Source organism: Lacinutrix undariae, assembly GCF_052934785.1.
Genome location: NZ_CM128809.1, coordinates 30,001 through 44,931, shown reverse-complemented (window position 1 = coordinate 44,931; position 14,931 = coordinate 30,001). Strand labels below are relative to the sequence as shown.

Genomic DNA, 14,931 nt, shown 5'->3' with positions numbered 1-14,931 from the left:
AAAAAGAAATTTATGTAGGTTTGTAGGCTAACTAAAATTAAACTTAAGTTTCAATGGAATATTTAGAATTTGAACTTCCAATTAAAGAACTTCAAGATCAATTACAGAAATGTGAAATCATCGGTGAAGAAAGTGATGTAGATGTTACTGAGACCTGTAAGAAAATTGAAAAGAAATTAGTTGAAACCAAAAAAGAGATATACAAAAATCTTACTGCTTGGCAACGTGTACAATTATCACGTCACCCAAACAGGCCATACACTTTAGATCATATCAATGCACTTTGCGGTGAAACATTTTTAGAACTTCACGGGGATAGAAACGTAAAAGACGACAAAGCAATGATTGGTGGTTTAGGGAAAATTGGTGATCAAACGTATATGTTTATTGGGCAACAAAAAGGATATAATACAAAAACACGTCAATTTCGTAACTTTGGAATGCCTAATCCAGAAGGCTATCGTAAAGCATTACGCTTAATGAAATCTGCTGAGAAATTTGGAATTCCAGTAGTATCACTTATTGATACTCCAGGAGCATACCCAGGATTAGAAGCTGAAGAACGCGGACAAGGAGAAGCAATTGCTCGTAATATTTTAGAGATGACACGTCTTAAAGTGCCAATTATCACTATTATTATTGGTGAAGGTGCTTCAGGTGGAGCTTTAGGAATAGGTGTTGGGGATCGTGTATTAATGTTAGAAAACACTTGGTACTCGGTAATTTCACCAGAATCTTGTTCGTCAATTTTATGGCGTAGTTGGGAGTATAAAGAACAAGCAGCTGATGCTTTAAAATTAACTGCTCCAGACATGAAAAGACTAAAACTTGTTGATGGTATCATAAAAGAACCTTTAGGAGGTGCACATACTGATAGACCAAAAACTTTTCTTGCTGTAAAAGATACTATTGAAAAAGTATATGCAGAATTAAAAGAATTATCTACAGTAGATTTAGTAAACCAACGTATGGATAAATACGCAAACATGGGAGTTTATAAAGGATAAGCCTCTTTTTTTAATACAAAATAAAAAAAAACTGAAGTAATGTACTTCGGTTTTTTTTGTCGCTATTAACAATAAAATTAAGTTATTAACAGTTAAATTGTTGATGGATTGTTGAGATTGAAATTGTTAAAATCACCAAAAATCTTTACAATTTAACTACATTCGCATCTTATGAAGCAACCCAACCAAATGCAAGGCTATAAAGTAGATAAAAGTACACTAATTAGCTTAGAGAAAGGAAAGATACCGCCTCAGGCAACTGATTTAGAGGAGGTTGTTCTTGGTGCGATGATGATTGATAAAAAAGGGGTAGATGAAGTTATTGACATCTTAAGCCCTGATGCATTTTATAAAGAAGCACACAAAGTTATATTTGAAGCTATTTTTAAATTATTTGAAAATAGTGAACCTGTCGATTTATTGACTGTGTCTACACAGTTAAAAAAAGATGCGAAATTAGAAATAGCAGGAGGAGATTTTTACTTAATTTCTCTAACGCAACGTGTGTCATCTTCTGCTCACATTGAATTTCATGCACGTATTATTCTTCAAAAATATATTCAACGTAGTTTAATTAAAATTTCAAATGAAATTATTGAAGAAGCTTACGATGAAACTAAAGATGTTTTTGATTTATTAGATACTGCAGAATCTAAACTATACGAGGTTACACAAGGAAACGTAAAGAAATCTACCGAAACCGCGCAAAGTTTAGTAATTCAAGCCAAAAAGAAAATTGAAGAAATTTCTAATCAAGAAGGACTTAGCGGTATTCCAACAGGATTTACTAAGCTAGATAAGTTAACTTCTGGTTGGCAACCCAGTGATTTAATTATTATTGCAGCACGTCCAGGTATGGGTAAAACCGCCCTAACCTTAACTATGGCAAGAAATATTGCGGTTGATCAAAATATACCTGTAGCATTTTTCTCTCTAGAGATGGCATCTGTACAGTTAATTACACGTTTAATATCTAGTGAAACTGGTTTATCTTCGGAAAAACTAAGAACAGGAAAACTAGAAAAACACGAATGGGAACAACTTAACGTTAAAGTAAAAACCTTAGAGAAAGCACCTTTATTTATTGATGATACACCATCACTTTCTATCTTTGATTTACGTGCAAAAGCAAGACGTTTAGCCTCTCAATACGGTATAAAAATGATTATGATTGATTACTTGCAGTTAATGACCGCAGGTGGAAGTCAGAAAGGGGGAGGAAATCGTGAACAAGAAATATCAATGATTTCTCGTAACCTTAAAGCCTTGGCAAAAGAACTTATGTTACCTGTAATTGCTTTATCACAATTATCTCGTGCCGTTGAAACACGTGGAGGAAGCAAAAGACCTTTACTTTCCGATTTACGTGAATCTGGAGCGATTGAGCAAGATGCCGATATTGTAAGTTTTATTTACAGACCCGAATATTATAAGATTGACGAATGGGATGATGAAGAACGTTCGCCAACCGAAGGTCAAGGAGAGTTTATTGTTGCAAAACACAGAAATGGTGGATTAGAAAATATCCGATTGAAATTTATTGGACACTTAGGTAAGTTTGATAATTTAGATGATTTTGATACCCCTTTTGATAATGAATTCCATTCAAAAATGAATGCCGGTGAAAGTGATGACAGTTTTAAACCTAGTAACTTTACACCATCTGCTCAAGATGCTTTTGGAGACCCAGATGATAGTGGCGTACCATTTTAAACCTGACAGTAACTTTATCGTAAAATTGAAACAATAGGTTATATAAAATTTAGTAAAAAAAACTTGAAGTTTTCGTAAGTTAATAATAGCTTTTTCTACTAAATTTGTACCTGTTGAAAAAAGAAGATTATCTCATGTTAGAGCAAAGACGCACCACAAATTTCTTGTTACTTATCATTGTAATTCCTTTAGTGTTTTATTTACTAAAAATACTATCGTTTATATTTATACCATTGGTATTTTCAATGTTTATTGCATTGTTATTTTTACCATTAATGCGTTGGTTAGGAAAACGTAAATTACCAAAATCTGCAAGCATTGTGGTTGTGGTGTTATTAATTATTGGAGGTTTAGCACTAGGGGGCGAACTTATAAAATTATCTAGCAAGCAAATTATATCTTCTGATACCATGTTTTTTGAAAATGCTGAAACTAAACTTAGTGATGCAAAACTATATTTAATATCTACATACGGTATTGAGTTTAATGACGATAAAAGCTTAATTGCTCAATTTGTTGAAAAAGACAACCTAGGCTCTACAGTCGATTTTCTTCGTAAATTTTTAACCACCATTCTTATGACAGCCTTTTTTGTTGTGCTTTGGTTGGCCGAATCTATTAACGTACAAAAACTATTAAATAATACCATTTTAAAACTTAAACATGCATCGGTAAAGACTTTTATGAAAATTGAAAACGACTTAATTACTTTTATTAAAGTGAAGTTTTTTGTGAGTTTTCTTACAGGTGTTGGTACCGGATTAGCTTGTTTCTTTTTTGACGTAAGTTTTCCAATATTTTGGGGGCTATTTGCATTTGCCATTAATTTTGTTCAAATGGTAGGCTCATTTGCAACGGTAATCTTACTTTCTATTTTTGCTTTTGTAGAATTAGATCCTACAAGTACATTATTCTTTTTTATAATTTCAATAACAGGTGTGCAAGTATTGTTTGGTGCCATTTTAGAACCTATATTTATGGGAAAATCATTCTCTATAAATATTATTACTGTATTGGTTATGCTAATGCTTTGGGGTTTTATTTGGGGAATTCCAGGACTTATTATGGCGATTCCTATTACTGTATTTCTTAAAATTATTTTAGAGCAATTTCCAAGTACAAAGCGAATAGCTAGTCTGCTTTCAGGAAAATAATACACGCCTTAGGTTAAATATATTTTAAAGCTATTTTAAGAGGTTAAATTTTAAGTATCTTTAGGCTATGAAGAAATTATGCTGCGTATTTATTTTGTTATTGATTTCCATGCAAACTTTTGCATCCTATATTCTCATCCCTATGGATGCAGACGGACAAGAGAATCATTTAAAAGCGTATGGAGTTACCTATTGGACACTAGAAAAACAACTTAAAGTAAAATGGCTGTTAAATTATAGAGGTGGTTCTTTTTTACTTCCTAATACCGAAGATCTACAACGCGAATGCCAAATTAGAGGTGTAAGTTTTGAAGTGATTTCAAACTCTAAAGCCGAAGAAATATTACAACTTATAGCAAGTCCATCACAAAATATGGAAGCTGTAGTTTTAGAAAAAGCACCTAAAATTGCTGTGTATACACCTAACGGAAAATTACCTTGGGATGATGCGGTAACTATGGTATTAACTTATGCCGAAATTCCTTACGAAACCATATATGATGAAGAAGTGCTTAATGATGCGCTAATTTTATATGATTGGTTACATTTACACCACGAAGATTTTACTGGACAGTATGGTAAATTTTATCGTTCGTTTAAATCTGCCGCTTGGTATATTGACGAAAAAAAATCTGCCGAAGCACGTGCTTTAGCTTTAGGTTATGCGAAAGTTTCGGAAGAAAAATTAGCAGTCGCAAAAAAGATAAAAGATTATGTAGTTGGAGGCGGATTTATGTTTGCCATGTGTAGTGCAACCGATAGTTTTGATATTGCATTAAGTGCAGATGGCGTGGATATTTGCGAACCTATGTTTGATGGAGATGGGAGTGATGCTAGTTATCAAAATGAAATAGACTACAGTAAAACAATGGCTTTTAAGGATTATATTTTAGAACGTAACCCTAATGTGTATGAGTTTTCATCAATTGATATGACTCAAAAACGTAAAATTCCAAAAACAACAGATTATTTTAGTTTAATGCAGTTTTCGGCAAAATGGGATCCTGTTCCAACCATGTTAAATCAAAACCATACTGCGTTAGTGAAAGGTTTTATGGGACAAACTACATCATTTACTAGAACCGAAATTAAAAGTAATGTATTGATTTTGGGCGAAAACAAAACAAATAAAGAAGCTAAATATATTCATGGAATTAAAGGGAAAGGTTTTTTTACATTCTATGGCGGTCATGATCCGGAAGATTATACACATAGAGTTGGTGATCCAAAAACAGAACTCGATTTGCACCCTACATCTCCAGGTTATCGATTAATACTAAACAACGTATTATTTCCTGCTGCTAAAAAGAAAAAACAAAAAACGTAATATGAAATATGTTTTTTATATCATTTTTAGTCTAACCTATTTTATGTCTTCTGCTCAAAATGATTCAATTTTAATAATTGGAGACCATTTAATTAATGAAAATAAATTAAATGGAGCAATAACTCATTATAATAGGTTTTTGGTTAAGGCATTGCATTCTAAAAATAACGAAAATCAAATATATGCCTATTTAGGTTTAGCCGAAGCTTATAAGCTAAAGTTAGATTATGATACCGCTTTAGAGAATTATACACTAGCTTACAAAGCAATAAAAAACAATGATAATAAGCAATTAGAATTTTTGTATCATGTTAAAATGGGGGAGTTTTATAGAAAAAGAACCTTATTTTTAAATGCTATAAAAGAGCTTAATATGGCAGATAGAATCTTGAAAAATAATAAGATTAAGGATTTGTACTTGGCTAAATATTACAATAGAAAAGCGGCACTTTTTACTGAGTATTATAATATTAATGATTCTACGATTTTTTATGCTAATAAATCTTTAAAGCTTGCCAAAAAAATTGATGACAAAGATAATATTTTTTATTCTACATTAGAAATTGCTTCTGTATATGAACGTTTAAAAGCGTATGACAAATCCATTGTTTATTTTGAAGAATTAATAGCCTATGCAAAAGTAAACAGATTGATACAGCATCAGGCAGATGCATATATTAGTTATACAAGCTTATTAATAAAAATGAAGTCGTATCAAAAAGCGCTAAACCAATCTTTGATAGCTTTAAAATTTTCAGAAGAAAATAATTTACTCTATAACGAAAATATCTTCACCATAAACGTCTACGAATGTTATAATGCGTTAGGGAATTCAAAAAAAGCTTTTGAATATTTAGAACACAGATTAGCACTAACTGAACGCTATTACAAACAAGAACACAATCAGTTTTTATTCGAATTAGAAGAAAAATATAAACTCACCGAAAAAGAGAATCAAATTATAATTAACAATTTAGAATTAGATAATAAAAACAAAGAGTTAGCATCTAGTGAAGTAAAACTCTATATAAGTGGTGTGTTATTTTTGACAACTATTTTAATTGCTTTATTTATTGCTTATTTCCTTAGAGTTTCAAAAGAAAACAACAAAAAATTACAAGCATTATCTAAGGATAACGAATTTTTATTAAGTGAAGCCAATCATCGCATTAATAATAATTTACAATTGGTGATTATTTTAATATCCAATCAATTAAAAAAAGCTTCAGAAAAAGAACAATTTCAACTTAAAAATATCTTAACTAAAGTTGAAGCTATTTCTACACTTCACAGACATTTATATACAAATGAAGACAAAAAGGAAGTTGAAATAAAAAAATACCTCAATGATGTGAAAATTAGTTTTTTTGATGTTTTTAAAGAGAACGAAATTACAACTCATTTTAAAATGGTATCTGTAAAATTACCAACAGATTACGCCATGTATCTTGGCTTATTACTTACTGAACTCTGCATAAACTCCATAAAACACGCATTTACCAAACAAGAAAACAGACAAATTAATTTTGAATTATCTTACAAGGAGAGTATCTTGTATTTTAATTATAGTGATAACGGAACGGTATCCATTAGTAAAGATATTAAACCTAAATTAATAGATAAAATCTGTCGACAATTGGAAATAAAATATACTATAAAAACGCGTAATGGTTTTTCATTTTCATTTGAAAAAGAACTCATCAATGACTAAGCTTTTAAACACAAAAATACTGATTGTAGAGGATGATGTAATTATATCGGATTACATTTTAGAACTTCTAGAGGAAGACGGTTTTATAAATGTAAAAATTGCAAATACAAAAGAAGATGCTATAAAACTGATGGCCAACTTTCTTCCAGATATTATTTTAATGGATATTAACTTAAAAGGAATAAATTCAGGGATAGAATTGTCACAATCTAAAAATAGTAATGCCAATGTTATTTTTATTACAGGTCAATACGATTTTTCTTTAATGGATCAAGCCTTAAAGACAAACCCCGATGCGTATTTAACTAAGCCTATAAAACGTGTAGATTTATTAGCCTCTATAAGTTTAGCAATTCAAAAAAAGAAAGAGTATAGTTTTAATTTTAAAAATGGCTATGATACAATTAATTTAGAATTTTCAAAAATTAGATATTTTGTTGCCGATGGTAACTATGTAAATATTTTAACCGATTCTAAAAAATATACTATTCGTCAATCTTTAGGTTTAATTATTGAACAATTACCTACAGATATGTTTAAGCAATCACACCGTTCTTATATTATAAATGTCGATAAAATACAACGTATAACATCAAACACAATAATTATAAATAACGTTGAAATCCCGCTTTCACGTTCCTTTTCAAAACAGTTTAAATAGTTCTTTATATACAAAGTATTGTGTCTGGTTTCACTGCGTTTGAATTTTATAAATTAAAATTTTAACTTTTAGGTATTATTAATCATTAATTTAAAAACAGCGATATCTTAATGGAAATCGCTGTTTTTGTTTTGTAGTCATTCAGATACAAAGTATTGCATTTCATCACTTGTTTTTTGTATTTCATGGATTAAAATTTAGATTTGACGTGTTATTAATCATTATAAATTTTAAAATATGAATTTAAAAAACTACTTTTTCATCTTGGTGTTCTTATGCCATTTTATGTCTTTCGGACAAACGCTAGATCAGCAAAATATTGCTGATGTAACTACAGACCTCTCTAGTAGCGATGACAACTTAGGAGGACAATCTTTTACAGCAGGATTAACAGGAAAACTATCTCAAGTTAATTTTAAAGTAAAAAGAAATACATCAAATATACTTGATGTTAATTTTGAAATTGCTATTTATGAAGGTGATGGGTATACAGGTAATTTATTAGGAACGGCATCTAAAGCTATGTTTTTAGGAGGAGAAGGCATCTCTATTCATGAGGTAACTGTACCAATTTCTACAGATATAGCAGTTGTAAGTGGTACAATGTATACATTCCGTATTTATAACCCTAATACACAAAATAACCCTGATATACAAAACCTAGATATTCAAACTACAGGTAATGATTATGAAGATGGAATAATTTATTATTCAAATGGCCAAAATGGATTTGCTTCTTTTGCAGATTTATGGTTTAAAACCTATGTAACTGAAGGTATACCAGGACCAACAGTAGAAGCACAATCTTTTTGTGTGGGAGCTACGGTAGATGATTTAGTTGCAACAGGAACTAATTTACAATGGTATTCAAGTGAAACAAGTACTTATGCATTGAGTGATAATTCGTCTTTATATACATCAACATTTTATGTGTCTCAAATTGTTGATGGTACAGAAAGTGATAGAATAGCAGTAAGTGTTACTATTTATAATGCAGGTTCAGCACCAAGTGTAGATTCTCCAGTGATATATATACAAGGTGATACAGCAATACCTTTAACAACCAATTATTATGGTGAAGGTCAATTATGGTATACAAGTGCAATAGGAGGTGAAGGAAGTACCGAAGCACCAACACCAGATACTTCAGAGTTAGGGTCAACTTCATATTGGGTTGCTATTCAAAATGATTTTGGTTGCGAAACAGATCGTTCAGAATTAGTTGTAAATATTGTTGAATATTCTGTTGGAGATTATGCGAAATTTGATGTAGATACCTATTCTACTTTTGCTAATAGTATTGATGTTACAGGAGATTTTACTATTGAAACATGGGTTAAACCTACCATTGGATCAACTTATATTGATGATGAATATAACGTAGATAGTGAAGAAATTGCAGGAGGAACAATAATTTCTGGAATTATTAATATTGAAGCTAATAATAACTCAGTTTTTAATGTAGATCAATATGGACAACTTGTATTTGCTATTTTTGGTAACATGGAAACGGAACCAGATTTGTTATTTTCTGTAAACTCTATTACTGGTGACAATTGGCACCATATTGCTGTAACTAGAAGCGCAGGAGTTTATAGTTTATATATTGATGGGATTTTAGATAATTCATCTTCAGACTTACCACTTATAGATTTATCCTTTTTAGGAATTGGTGCACCTCAAGCTATGCCTTTTAGTGGAGGTATAGATGACTTGCGTATTTGGAGTGTAGCAAAAACAGAAAATGAATTAGCTACTAATAAGAATTGCGAGTTATCAGGAACAGAAACAGGATTACTTGCATACTATAAATTTAATCAAGGTATAGCTAACGGAGATAATACTACCGAAACCGTAATTATAGATGCATCTTCAAACGCTAATCATGCCTCATTAAACGGATTTGATTTATCAGGAACATCTTCTAATTTTTTATCAGGCTCACTTGTAGGACCAAAAGCTACAATTACTGTTCAACCTCAATATCAAACATTATCTGCAACAGATGAGTCTATATCTTTTAGTGTTACAGCAACAAATGCTAATACCTATCAATGGCAAATTGGTTTTGATTACCCTGAAGGGGTACAGTGGGAGAGTTTATCTGATGGCTTTACAGATCCAGAAGTTTCAGGAGCTACAACAAATACATTAACATTTTCAGGAGAAGGTTTAAGTATTATTAATGAATTTAAGTTTAGAGTTGTAATAAATGGAAGTACAAGTTGTGAAACAATTTCAAATGAAGTTGAAATTACCGAAACAACTTTAGGACTTGTTAGTAATGAATTAGAAAACGTTAAGATATTTCCAAACCCAACACATAATACGGTTTCAATAGCTTTACCAAATGCTGAAGACACTAAAATTTCAGTATACGATTTAAACGGAAGATTACTATTACAACAATCACATACAAGTGCTCAAATTAATATCAATTTAGCAACTTATGCTGTAGGGGTTTACTTATTAAAAGTAGAAACTAATAATAGCGAAGTTATTAAACGTGTAATAAAACAATAAGCTTGCAGTTTTTAATATTCAATTTTATGAAAGCGATACCCCCTAATAGGTATCGCTTTTTTTTATAGGTTGACTAAAATTATATTTTGTGTATTAAAAGAAGATTTTTTTAGAAAACAGCTTTTTTTGAAACTACTTAAGTATTAGTAGGTAAGAAAAAACATACAAAAAATAAACTTTTTTTAATTACCATTCACATACATAAAAAGGTAACTCACACCACTTTTTTTGAGTTTACCTATTTTAAAATTACCTTTGAGTAGAAGTAAATATAAATTTCTATTAATTTTTTATGAGGGTAAAAGTATTAATTTGTCAAGAAATTTAAAAATAAAAAAAGCGTTGTCTTAATTGACAACGCTTTTTGTTTGTTTAAAAACTAGAAAATACTGCGATTATTTAATATGGAAATACCTGAAACTATCTCTTAATTTAAAGTTCTCTTTCTAATTGCTATAAAAAAACTTAAAATTTAAATAGCGTTTATTAGCACCTATTTATATATTCTAATAAAAATGGCTAGATGAAGTTTTTTACTCAATATATTTAATGCTGTTTCAATATTTTTAATAATATACAAATAGAGTAAGAGGAAGTAAATTAGTTACTACGGCTTTCAACAATTAGATTTTTTAAAACAACTTCTACCCCAAAATTATCGTTATTCTTGGTTTCAAAATTTGAAATAGCTTTTACATCTTGGTGAGCATTTGCCATAGCATAACTGTATTTTGCACATTTCAACATTTCTAAATCGTTATTGTAATCACCAAAAGCCATCGTTTCAGAAGGCGTAATATTATAACGCTTTTGTAAAAATGTAAGTGCGTTACCTTTGTTAGTAACCGCTTCAGAAATATCCACCCAATTATTTCCAGAAACCACAACATTAAGGTCAGGTTTTAAATGTTTTACTAACGGAAAAATATAAGCTTCAGAATTACTAGGATGATATAACGCTATTTTAATAACATCATCTTTAATCTCTGCTAACGAATCAATAATAGTATAAACCGAATAATATTCAGAAAAAACAGATATCAATTCATCAGATGCTCTAACTATAAACGCTTGGTCTTTGGTACAAAAAATAGGGTAGGTGTTATCAATATTAGTAACTAAATCATATAAATCTGATAACCTATCAGGATTAATAATATGAGACATAAGTACTTTTTCATCTTTAATAACCAAACCACCATTTTCGGCAACTATAATTATATCGTCCTGTATCGTTTTAAGCTTTTTAACAATACTATAATAAGGTCTGCCACTAGCAGCAACAAATAGAATGTTTTGCTGCTTCAAGTCTTTAAATATTTCAAAAAAACTAGCACTAACTTCATGATTAGAGTTTAGTAAAGTGCCATCCATATCGGTGACAACCATTTTTACATGCTTCATATTTTATAGTTTTAGGGGCTTTAAATTATTTTGAAATAAATTTAAATAAAAAAGACCGATTCAAATAAATGAATCGGTCTTATCTTAATAAGCGAATTGTTGTTATTATTTAGGCTAAAGCCTTATTTTACTTTGTTTACTATAGCTTCAAAAGCTTCTGGGCTATTCATTGCTAAATCAGCAAGAACCTTACGGTTCAATTCGATATTGTTAGCTTTAAGTTTTCCCATAAATCTTGAATAAGTCATTCCATGTAATCTAGCTCCTGCGTTAATACGCATGATCCATAATGAACGGAATGTTCTCTTTTTTACTCTACGGTCTCTATACGAGTATTGCATCGCTTTGTCAACCGCATTTTTTGCTACTGTCCAAACGTTTTTACGTCTTCCGAAGTAACCTTTTGCTTGCTTAAGAACCTTTTTTCTTCTGGCTCTTTTTGCTACTGAATTTACTGATCTTGGCATTCTTTTAAATTGTTTTTTTGTAGTAGGCGATCACTAATGTGATACTTTGTATTATTGTTTTGCCTAACTCCAGGGTTTATAATTTTTGTTAACCGATTAAAACTTTAGATTACTTTAAACGTAATAAAGTTTTAATATTGTTCTCATCTGCTTTATGTACTAAACCATCATGAGTTAATTTAAGCTTACGCTTTTTAGATTTTTTTGTCAAAATGTGACTCTTAAATGCGTGCTTTCTTTTAATTTTACCGGTACCAGTTAGTTTAAAACGTTTTTTGGCACTCGATTTAGTTTTCATTTTAGGCATTTTCTCCTAGTTTTAATTTACTCTTCGCTTATTATTTTTATAAGATAGTTGAATAGTATTCAACGTCTATTTTACTTTCTTAGGTGCGATGAACATTGTCATACGCTTTCCTTCTAATTTAGGCATTTGTTCAACCTTACCAAATTCTTCAAGATCTTGGGCTAACTTTAATAAAAGTATTTGTCCTTGTTCTTTAAAAACGATTGATCGTCCTTTAAAAAACACAAATGCTTTTAGTTTAGCGCCTTCCTTTAGGAATTTTTCGGCATGCTTCTTTTTAAACTCATAGTCATGGTCATCTGTTTGAGGACCAAAACGTATCTCTTTTACCACAACTTTGGTGGCCTTAGATTTAAGAGCCTTGTCTCGTTTCTTTTGTTCGTAAAGAAACTTCTTATAATCCATAACCTTACATACAGGCGGATCAGCTTTTGGTGATATTTCTACTAGATCTAATCCTTGCTCGTCGGCAAGGGCCAATGCTTGTTTTGTTTGGTAAATACCAACTTCAACATTGTCTCCTACAAGTCTTACCTTTTCGGCTCTAATCTTAGCATTTATATTATGCTGATCTTCTTTCTGTACTCTTCTAAAGTTATTTCTGTTTCTACGTATTGCTATGGCTCAAAAATTTTAGTTAAACTTATTTTTTTATTTCTATTTAAAGGTCTTTAATGTCTTTTTTACTTCGTTTTCCACGATTATTGAGAAGTCATCTACACTAATTGTGCCCAAATCTTCTCCTCCGTGTTTACGAACAGAAATCATGTTTTCTGCTTCTTCTTGCTCTCCAATGATAATCATATAGGGGATTTTCTGCATTTCGGCTTCCCTAATTTTCTTACCAATGGTCTCATTCCTGTTATCTACCAGAGCGCGAATTTCGTGATTTTCTAACAGATTTAAAACTTTTTCTGAATATTTTTCATATTTCTCACTTAATGAAAGTATAATTACCTGTTCTGGCATCAACCAAAGTGGGAAATTTCCACCTGTATGTTCCAGTAAAATTGCGATAAATCTTTCCATACTTCCAAAAGGAGCACGGTGAATCATTACGGGTCTGTGTAACTCATTGTCGCTACCTTTATACGTTAAATCAAAACGTTCTGGTAAGTTATAGTCTACTTGTATAGTTCCTAGCTGCCACTGTCTTCCTAAGGCGTCTTTCACCATGAAGTCTAACTTTGGTCCGTAAAAAGCGGCTTCACCTGTTTCAATAACGTAATTAAGATTTTTATCTTTTGCGGCGTTAATGATAGCTTGCTCTGCTTTTTCCCAGTTTTCTAGACTTCCTATATATTTTTCAGGATTTTCAGGATCTCTTAGCGATACTTGTGCTGTAAAATTTTCAAAACCTAAAGATCCAAATACATAAAGAACTAAATCTATAACATCTTTAAATTCTTTATCTAATTGATCTGGTGTACAAAAAATATGCGCATCATCTTGAGTAAAACCTCTTACACGAGTTAATCCATGTAATTCTCCACTTTGCTCATATCTATAAACGGTACCAAATTCAGCAAAACGTTTAGGTAGTTCTTTATATGAAAAAGGCTTACTATTATAAATCTCACAGTGATGTGGGCAGTTCATTGGTTTTAATAAAAACTCTTCACCTTCATTTGGCGTTCCAATAGGTTGAAAACTATCAGCACCATATTTTGCATAGTGGCCAGAAGTTTCATAAAGTTCTTTTTGCCCAATATGTGGCGTAACAACCATTTCGTAACCTGCTTTCTTTTGTGCAGCTTTCAAAAAGTTTTCAAGACGCTCGCGTAATGCAGCTCCTTTTGGTAACCAAAGAGGTAAACCTTGACCAACTCTTTTAGAAAAAGTGAATAATTCTAACTCTTTTCCTAATTTTCTATGATCACGTTTTTTAGCCTCTTCTAATAAAGCTAAATATTCAGTTAATTCCTTTTGCTTCGGAAACGTAATTCCGTAAATTCTAGTTAACTGTTTGTTTTTTTCATCACCTCTCCAGTAAGCTCCGGCTACAGATAAAAGTTTTATAGCTTTTATAATACCAGTATGTGGTATGTGGCCTCCTCTACATAAATCGGTGAAAGTAGAATGATCACAAAATGTAATTGTACCATCCTCTAAGTTCTCAATCAACTCTACTTTATATTCGTTGTTTTGAGATTTATATAATTCTAGTGCTTCAGCTTTTGTAGCCGAACGCATTTTAAATTCATGCTTACCTCTTGCTATTTCTAGCATTTTAGTCTCTATCTTTTTAAAATCTTTATCAGAAATAGTATGATCTCCAAAATCTACATCATAATAAAAACCATTCTCAATAGCAGGACCAATAGATAATTTTACACCAGGATATAACTCCTCAAGTGCTTGAGCCAATACGTGAGAAGAAGAATGCCAAAATGCTTTCTTTCCCTCAACATTTGTCCAGGTATATAAAACTAACGCACCATCCGTTTGTAAAGGAGTAGTGGTTTCAATAGTTTCTTTATTAAAACTTGCCGAAATAACGTTTCTAGCAAACCCTTCACTAATACTTTTTGCAACATCCATTGGTGTTACACCTTTTTCAAAGCGCTTTACAGTGCCGTCTGGTAATGTAATATCTATCATTTATACTCTTTCTATGAATTTTAAGATAACAAAGATACTATGATATATACAGACAT

The 14,931-nt window shown here is 31.0% G+C and carries 12 protein-coding genes; 7 read left to right on the top strand and 5 right to left on the bottom strand.

Annotated elements, in window-relative coordinates; all coding sequences use genetic code 11:
* The first annotated feature begins 53 nt into the window (after positions 1 to 53).
* From ACU4C5_RS00210 to ACU4C5_RS00180, 7 genes are all read left to right on the top strand, one after another.
* The gene (locus tag ACU4C5_RS00210) at positions 54 to 1,007 is read left to right on the top strand and encodes an acetyl-CoA carboxylase carboxyltransferase subunit alpha (protein WP_446845035.1); all 954 of its coding nucleotides are present in this window, start codon (positions 54 to 56) and stop codon (positions 1,005 to 1,007) included.
* 171 nt (positions 1,008 to 1,178) lie between these two features.
* Entirely contained in the window at positions 1,179 to 2,720 is a 1,542-nt protein-coding gene (gene dnaB, locus ACU4C5_RS00205; protein WP_446845034.1) for a replicative DNA helicase, read from the top strand.
* A gap of 113 nt (positions 2,721 to 2,833) precedes the next feature.
* Positions 2,834 to 3,874: an AI-2E family transporter gene (locus ACU4C5_RS00200; protein WP_446845033.1), complete on the top strand. Its 1,041-nt coding sequence runs from the start codon at positions 2,834 to 2,836 to the stop codon at positions 3,872 to 3,874.
* A gap of 142 nt (positions 3,875 to 4,016) precedes the next feature.
* Positions 4,017 to 5,201, top strand: coding sequence for an asparagine synthetase B (locus ACU4C5_RS00195; RefSeq protein WP_446846411.1), 1,185 nt, complete (start codon positions 4,017 to 4,019; stop codon positions 5,199 to 5,201).
* Between the two features lies 1 nt (position 5,202).
* Complete coding sequence (locus ACU4C5_RS00190) at positions 5,203 to 6,912, top strand: sensor histidine kinase (protein WP_446845032.1); 1,710 nt, start codon at positions 5,203 to 5,205, stop codon at positions 6,910 to 6,912.
* Positions 6,905 to 7,573, top strand: a complete 669-nt coding sequence (locus ACU4C5_RS00185; RefSeq protein WP_446845031.1) for a LytR/AlgR family response regulator transcription factor — start codon at positions 6,905 to 6,907, stop codon at positions 7,571 to 7,573. The genes ACU4C5_RS00190 and ACU4C5_RS00185 overlap by 8 nt, the downstream gene beginning before the upstream one ends.
* Positions 7,574 to 7,810: 237 nt before the next feature.
* Positions 7,811 to 10,096 (top strand): T9SS type A sorting domain-containing protein, encoded by a 2,286-nt coding sequence (locus ACU4C5_RS00180; protein ID WP_446845030.1) that lies wholly within the window; start codon positions 7,811 to 7,813, stop codon positions 10,094 to 10,096.
* A gap of 600 nt (positions 10,097 to 10,696) precedes the next feature.
* Here the strand turns inward: ACU4C5_RS00180 and ACU4C5_RS00175 are convergent.
* The 5 genes from ACU4C5_RS00175 to thrS all read right to left on the bottom strand — a co-directional run bounded on the left by ACU4C5_RS00175 (position 10,697) and on the right by thrS (position 14,875).
* The gene (locus ACU4C5_RS00175) at positions 10,697 to 11,500 is read right to left on the bottom strand and encodes an HAD family hydrolase (protein WP_446845029.1); all 804 of its coding nucleotides are present in this window, start codon (positions 11,498 to 11,500) and stop codon (positions 10,697 to 10,699) included.
* Between the two features lie 122 nt (positions 11,501 to 11,622).
* Positions 11,623 to 11,967, bottom strand: coding sequence for a 50S ribosomal protein L20 (rplT, locus tag ACU4C5_RS00170; RefSeq protein ID WP_446845028.1), 345 nt, complete (start codon positions 11,965 to 11,967; stop codon positions 11,623 to 11,625).
* Positions 11,968 to 12,076: 109 nt separating this feature from the next.
* Entirely contained in the window at positions 12,077 to 12,274 is a 198-nt protein-coding gene (gene rpmI / locus ACU4C5_RS00165; RefSeq protein ID WP_038530922.1) for a 50S ribosomal protein L35, read from the bottom strand.
* 66 nt (positions 12,275 to 12,340) lie between these two features.
* Positions 12,341 to 12,895: a translation initiation factor IF-3 gene (gene infC / locus ACU4C5_RS00160; RefSeq protein WP_446846410.1), complete on the bottom strand. Its 555-nt coding sequence runs from the start codon at positions 12,893 to 12,895 to the stop codon at positions 12,341 to 12,343.
* 36 nt (positions 12,896 to 12,931) lie between these two features.
* Positions 12,932 to 14,875: a threonine--tRNA ligase gene (gene thrS, locus ACU4C5_RS00155; protein WP_446845027.1), complete on the bottom strand. Its 1,944-nt coding sequence runs from the start codon at positions 14,873 to 14,875 to the stop codon at positions 12,932 to 12,934.
* Between the last annotated feature and the right edge of the window lie 56 nt (positions 14,876 to 14,931).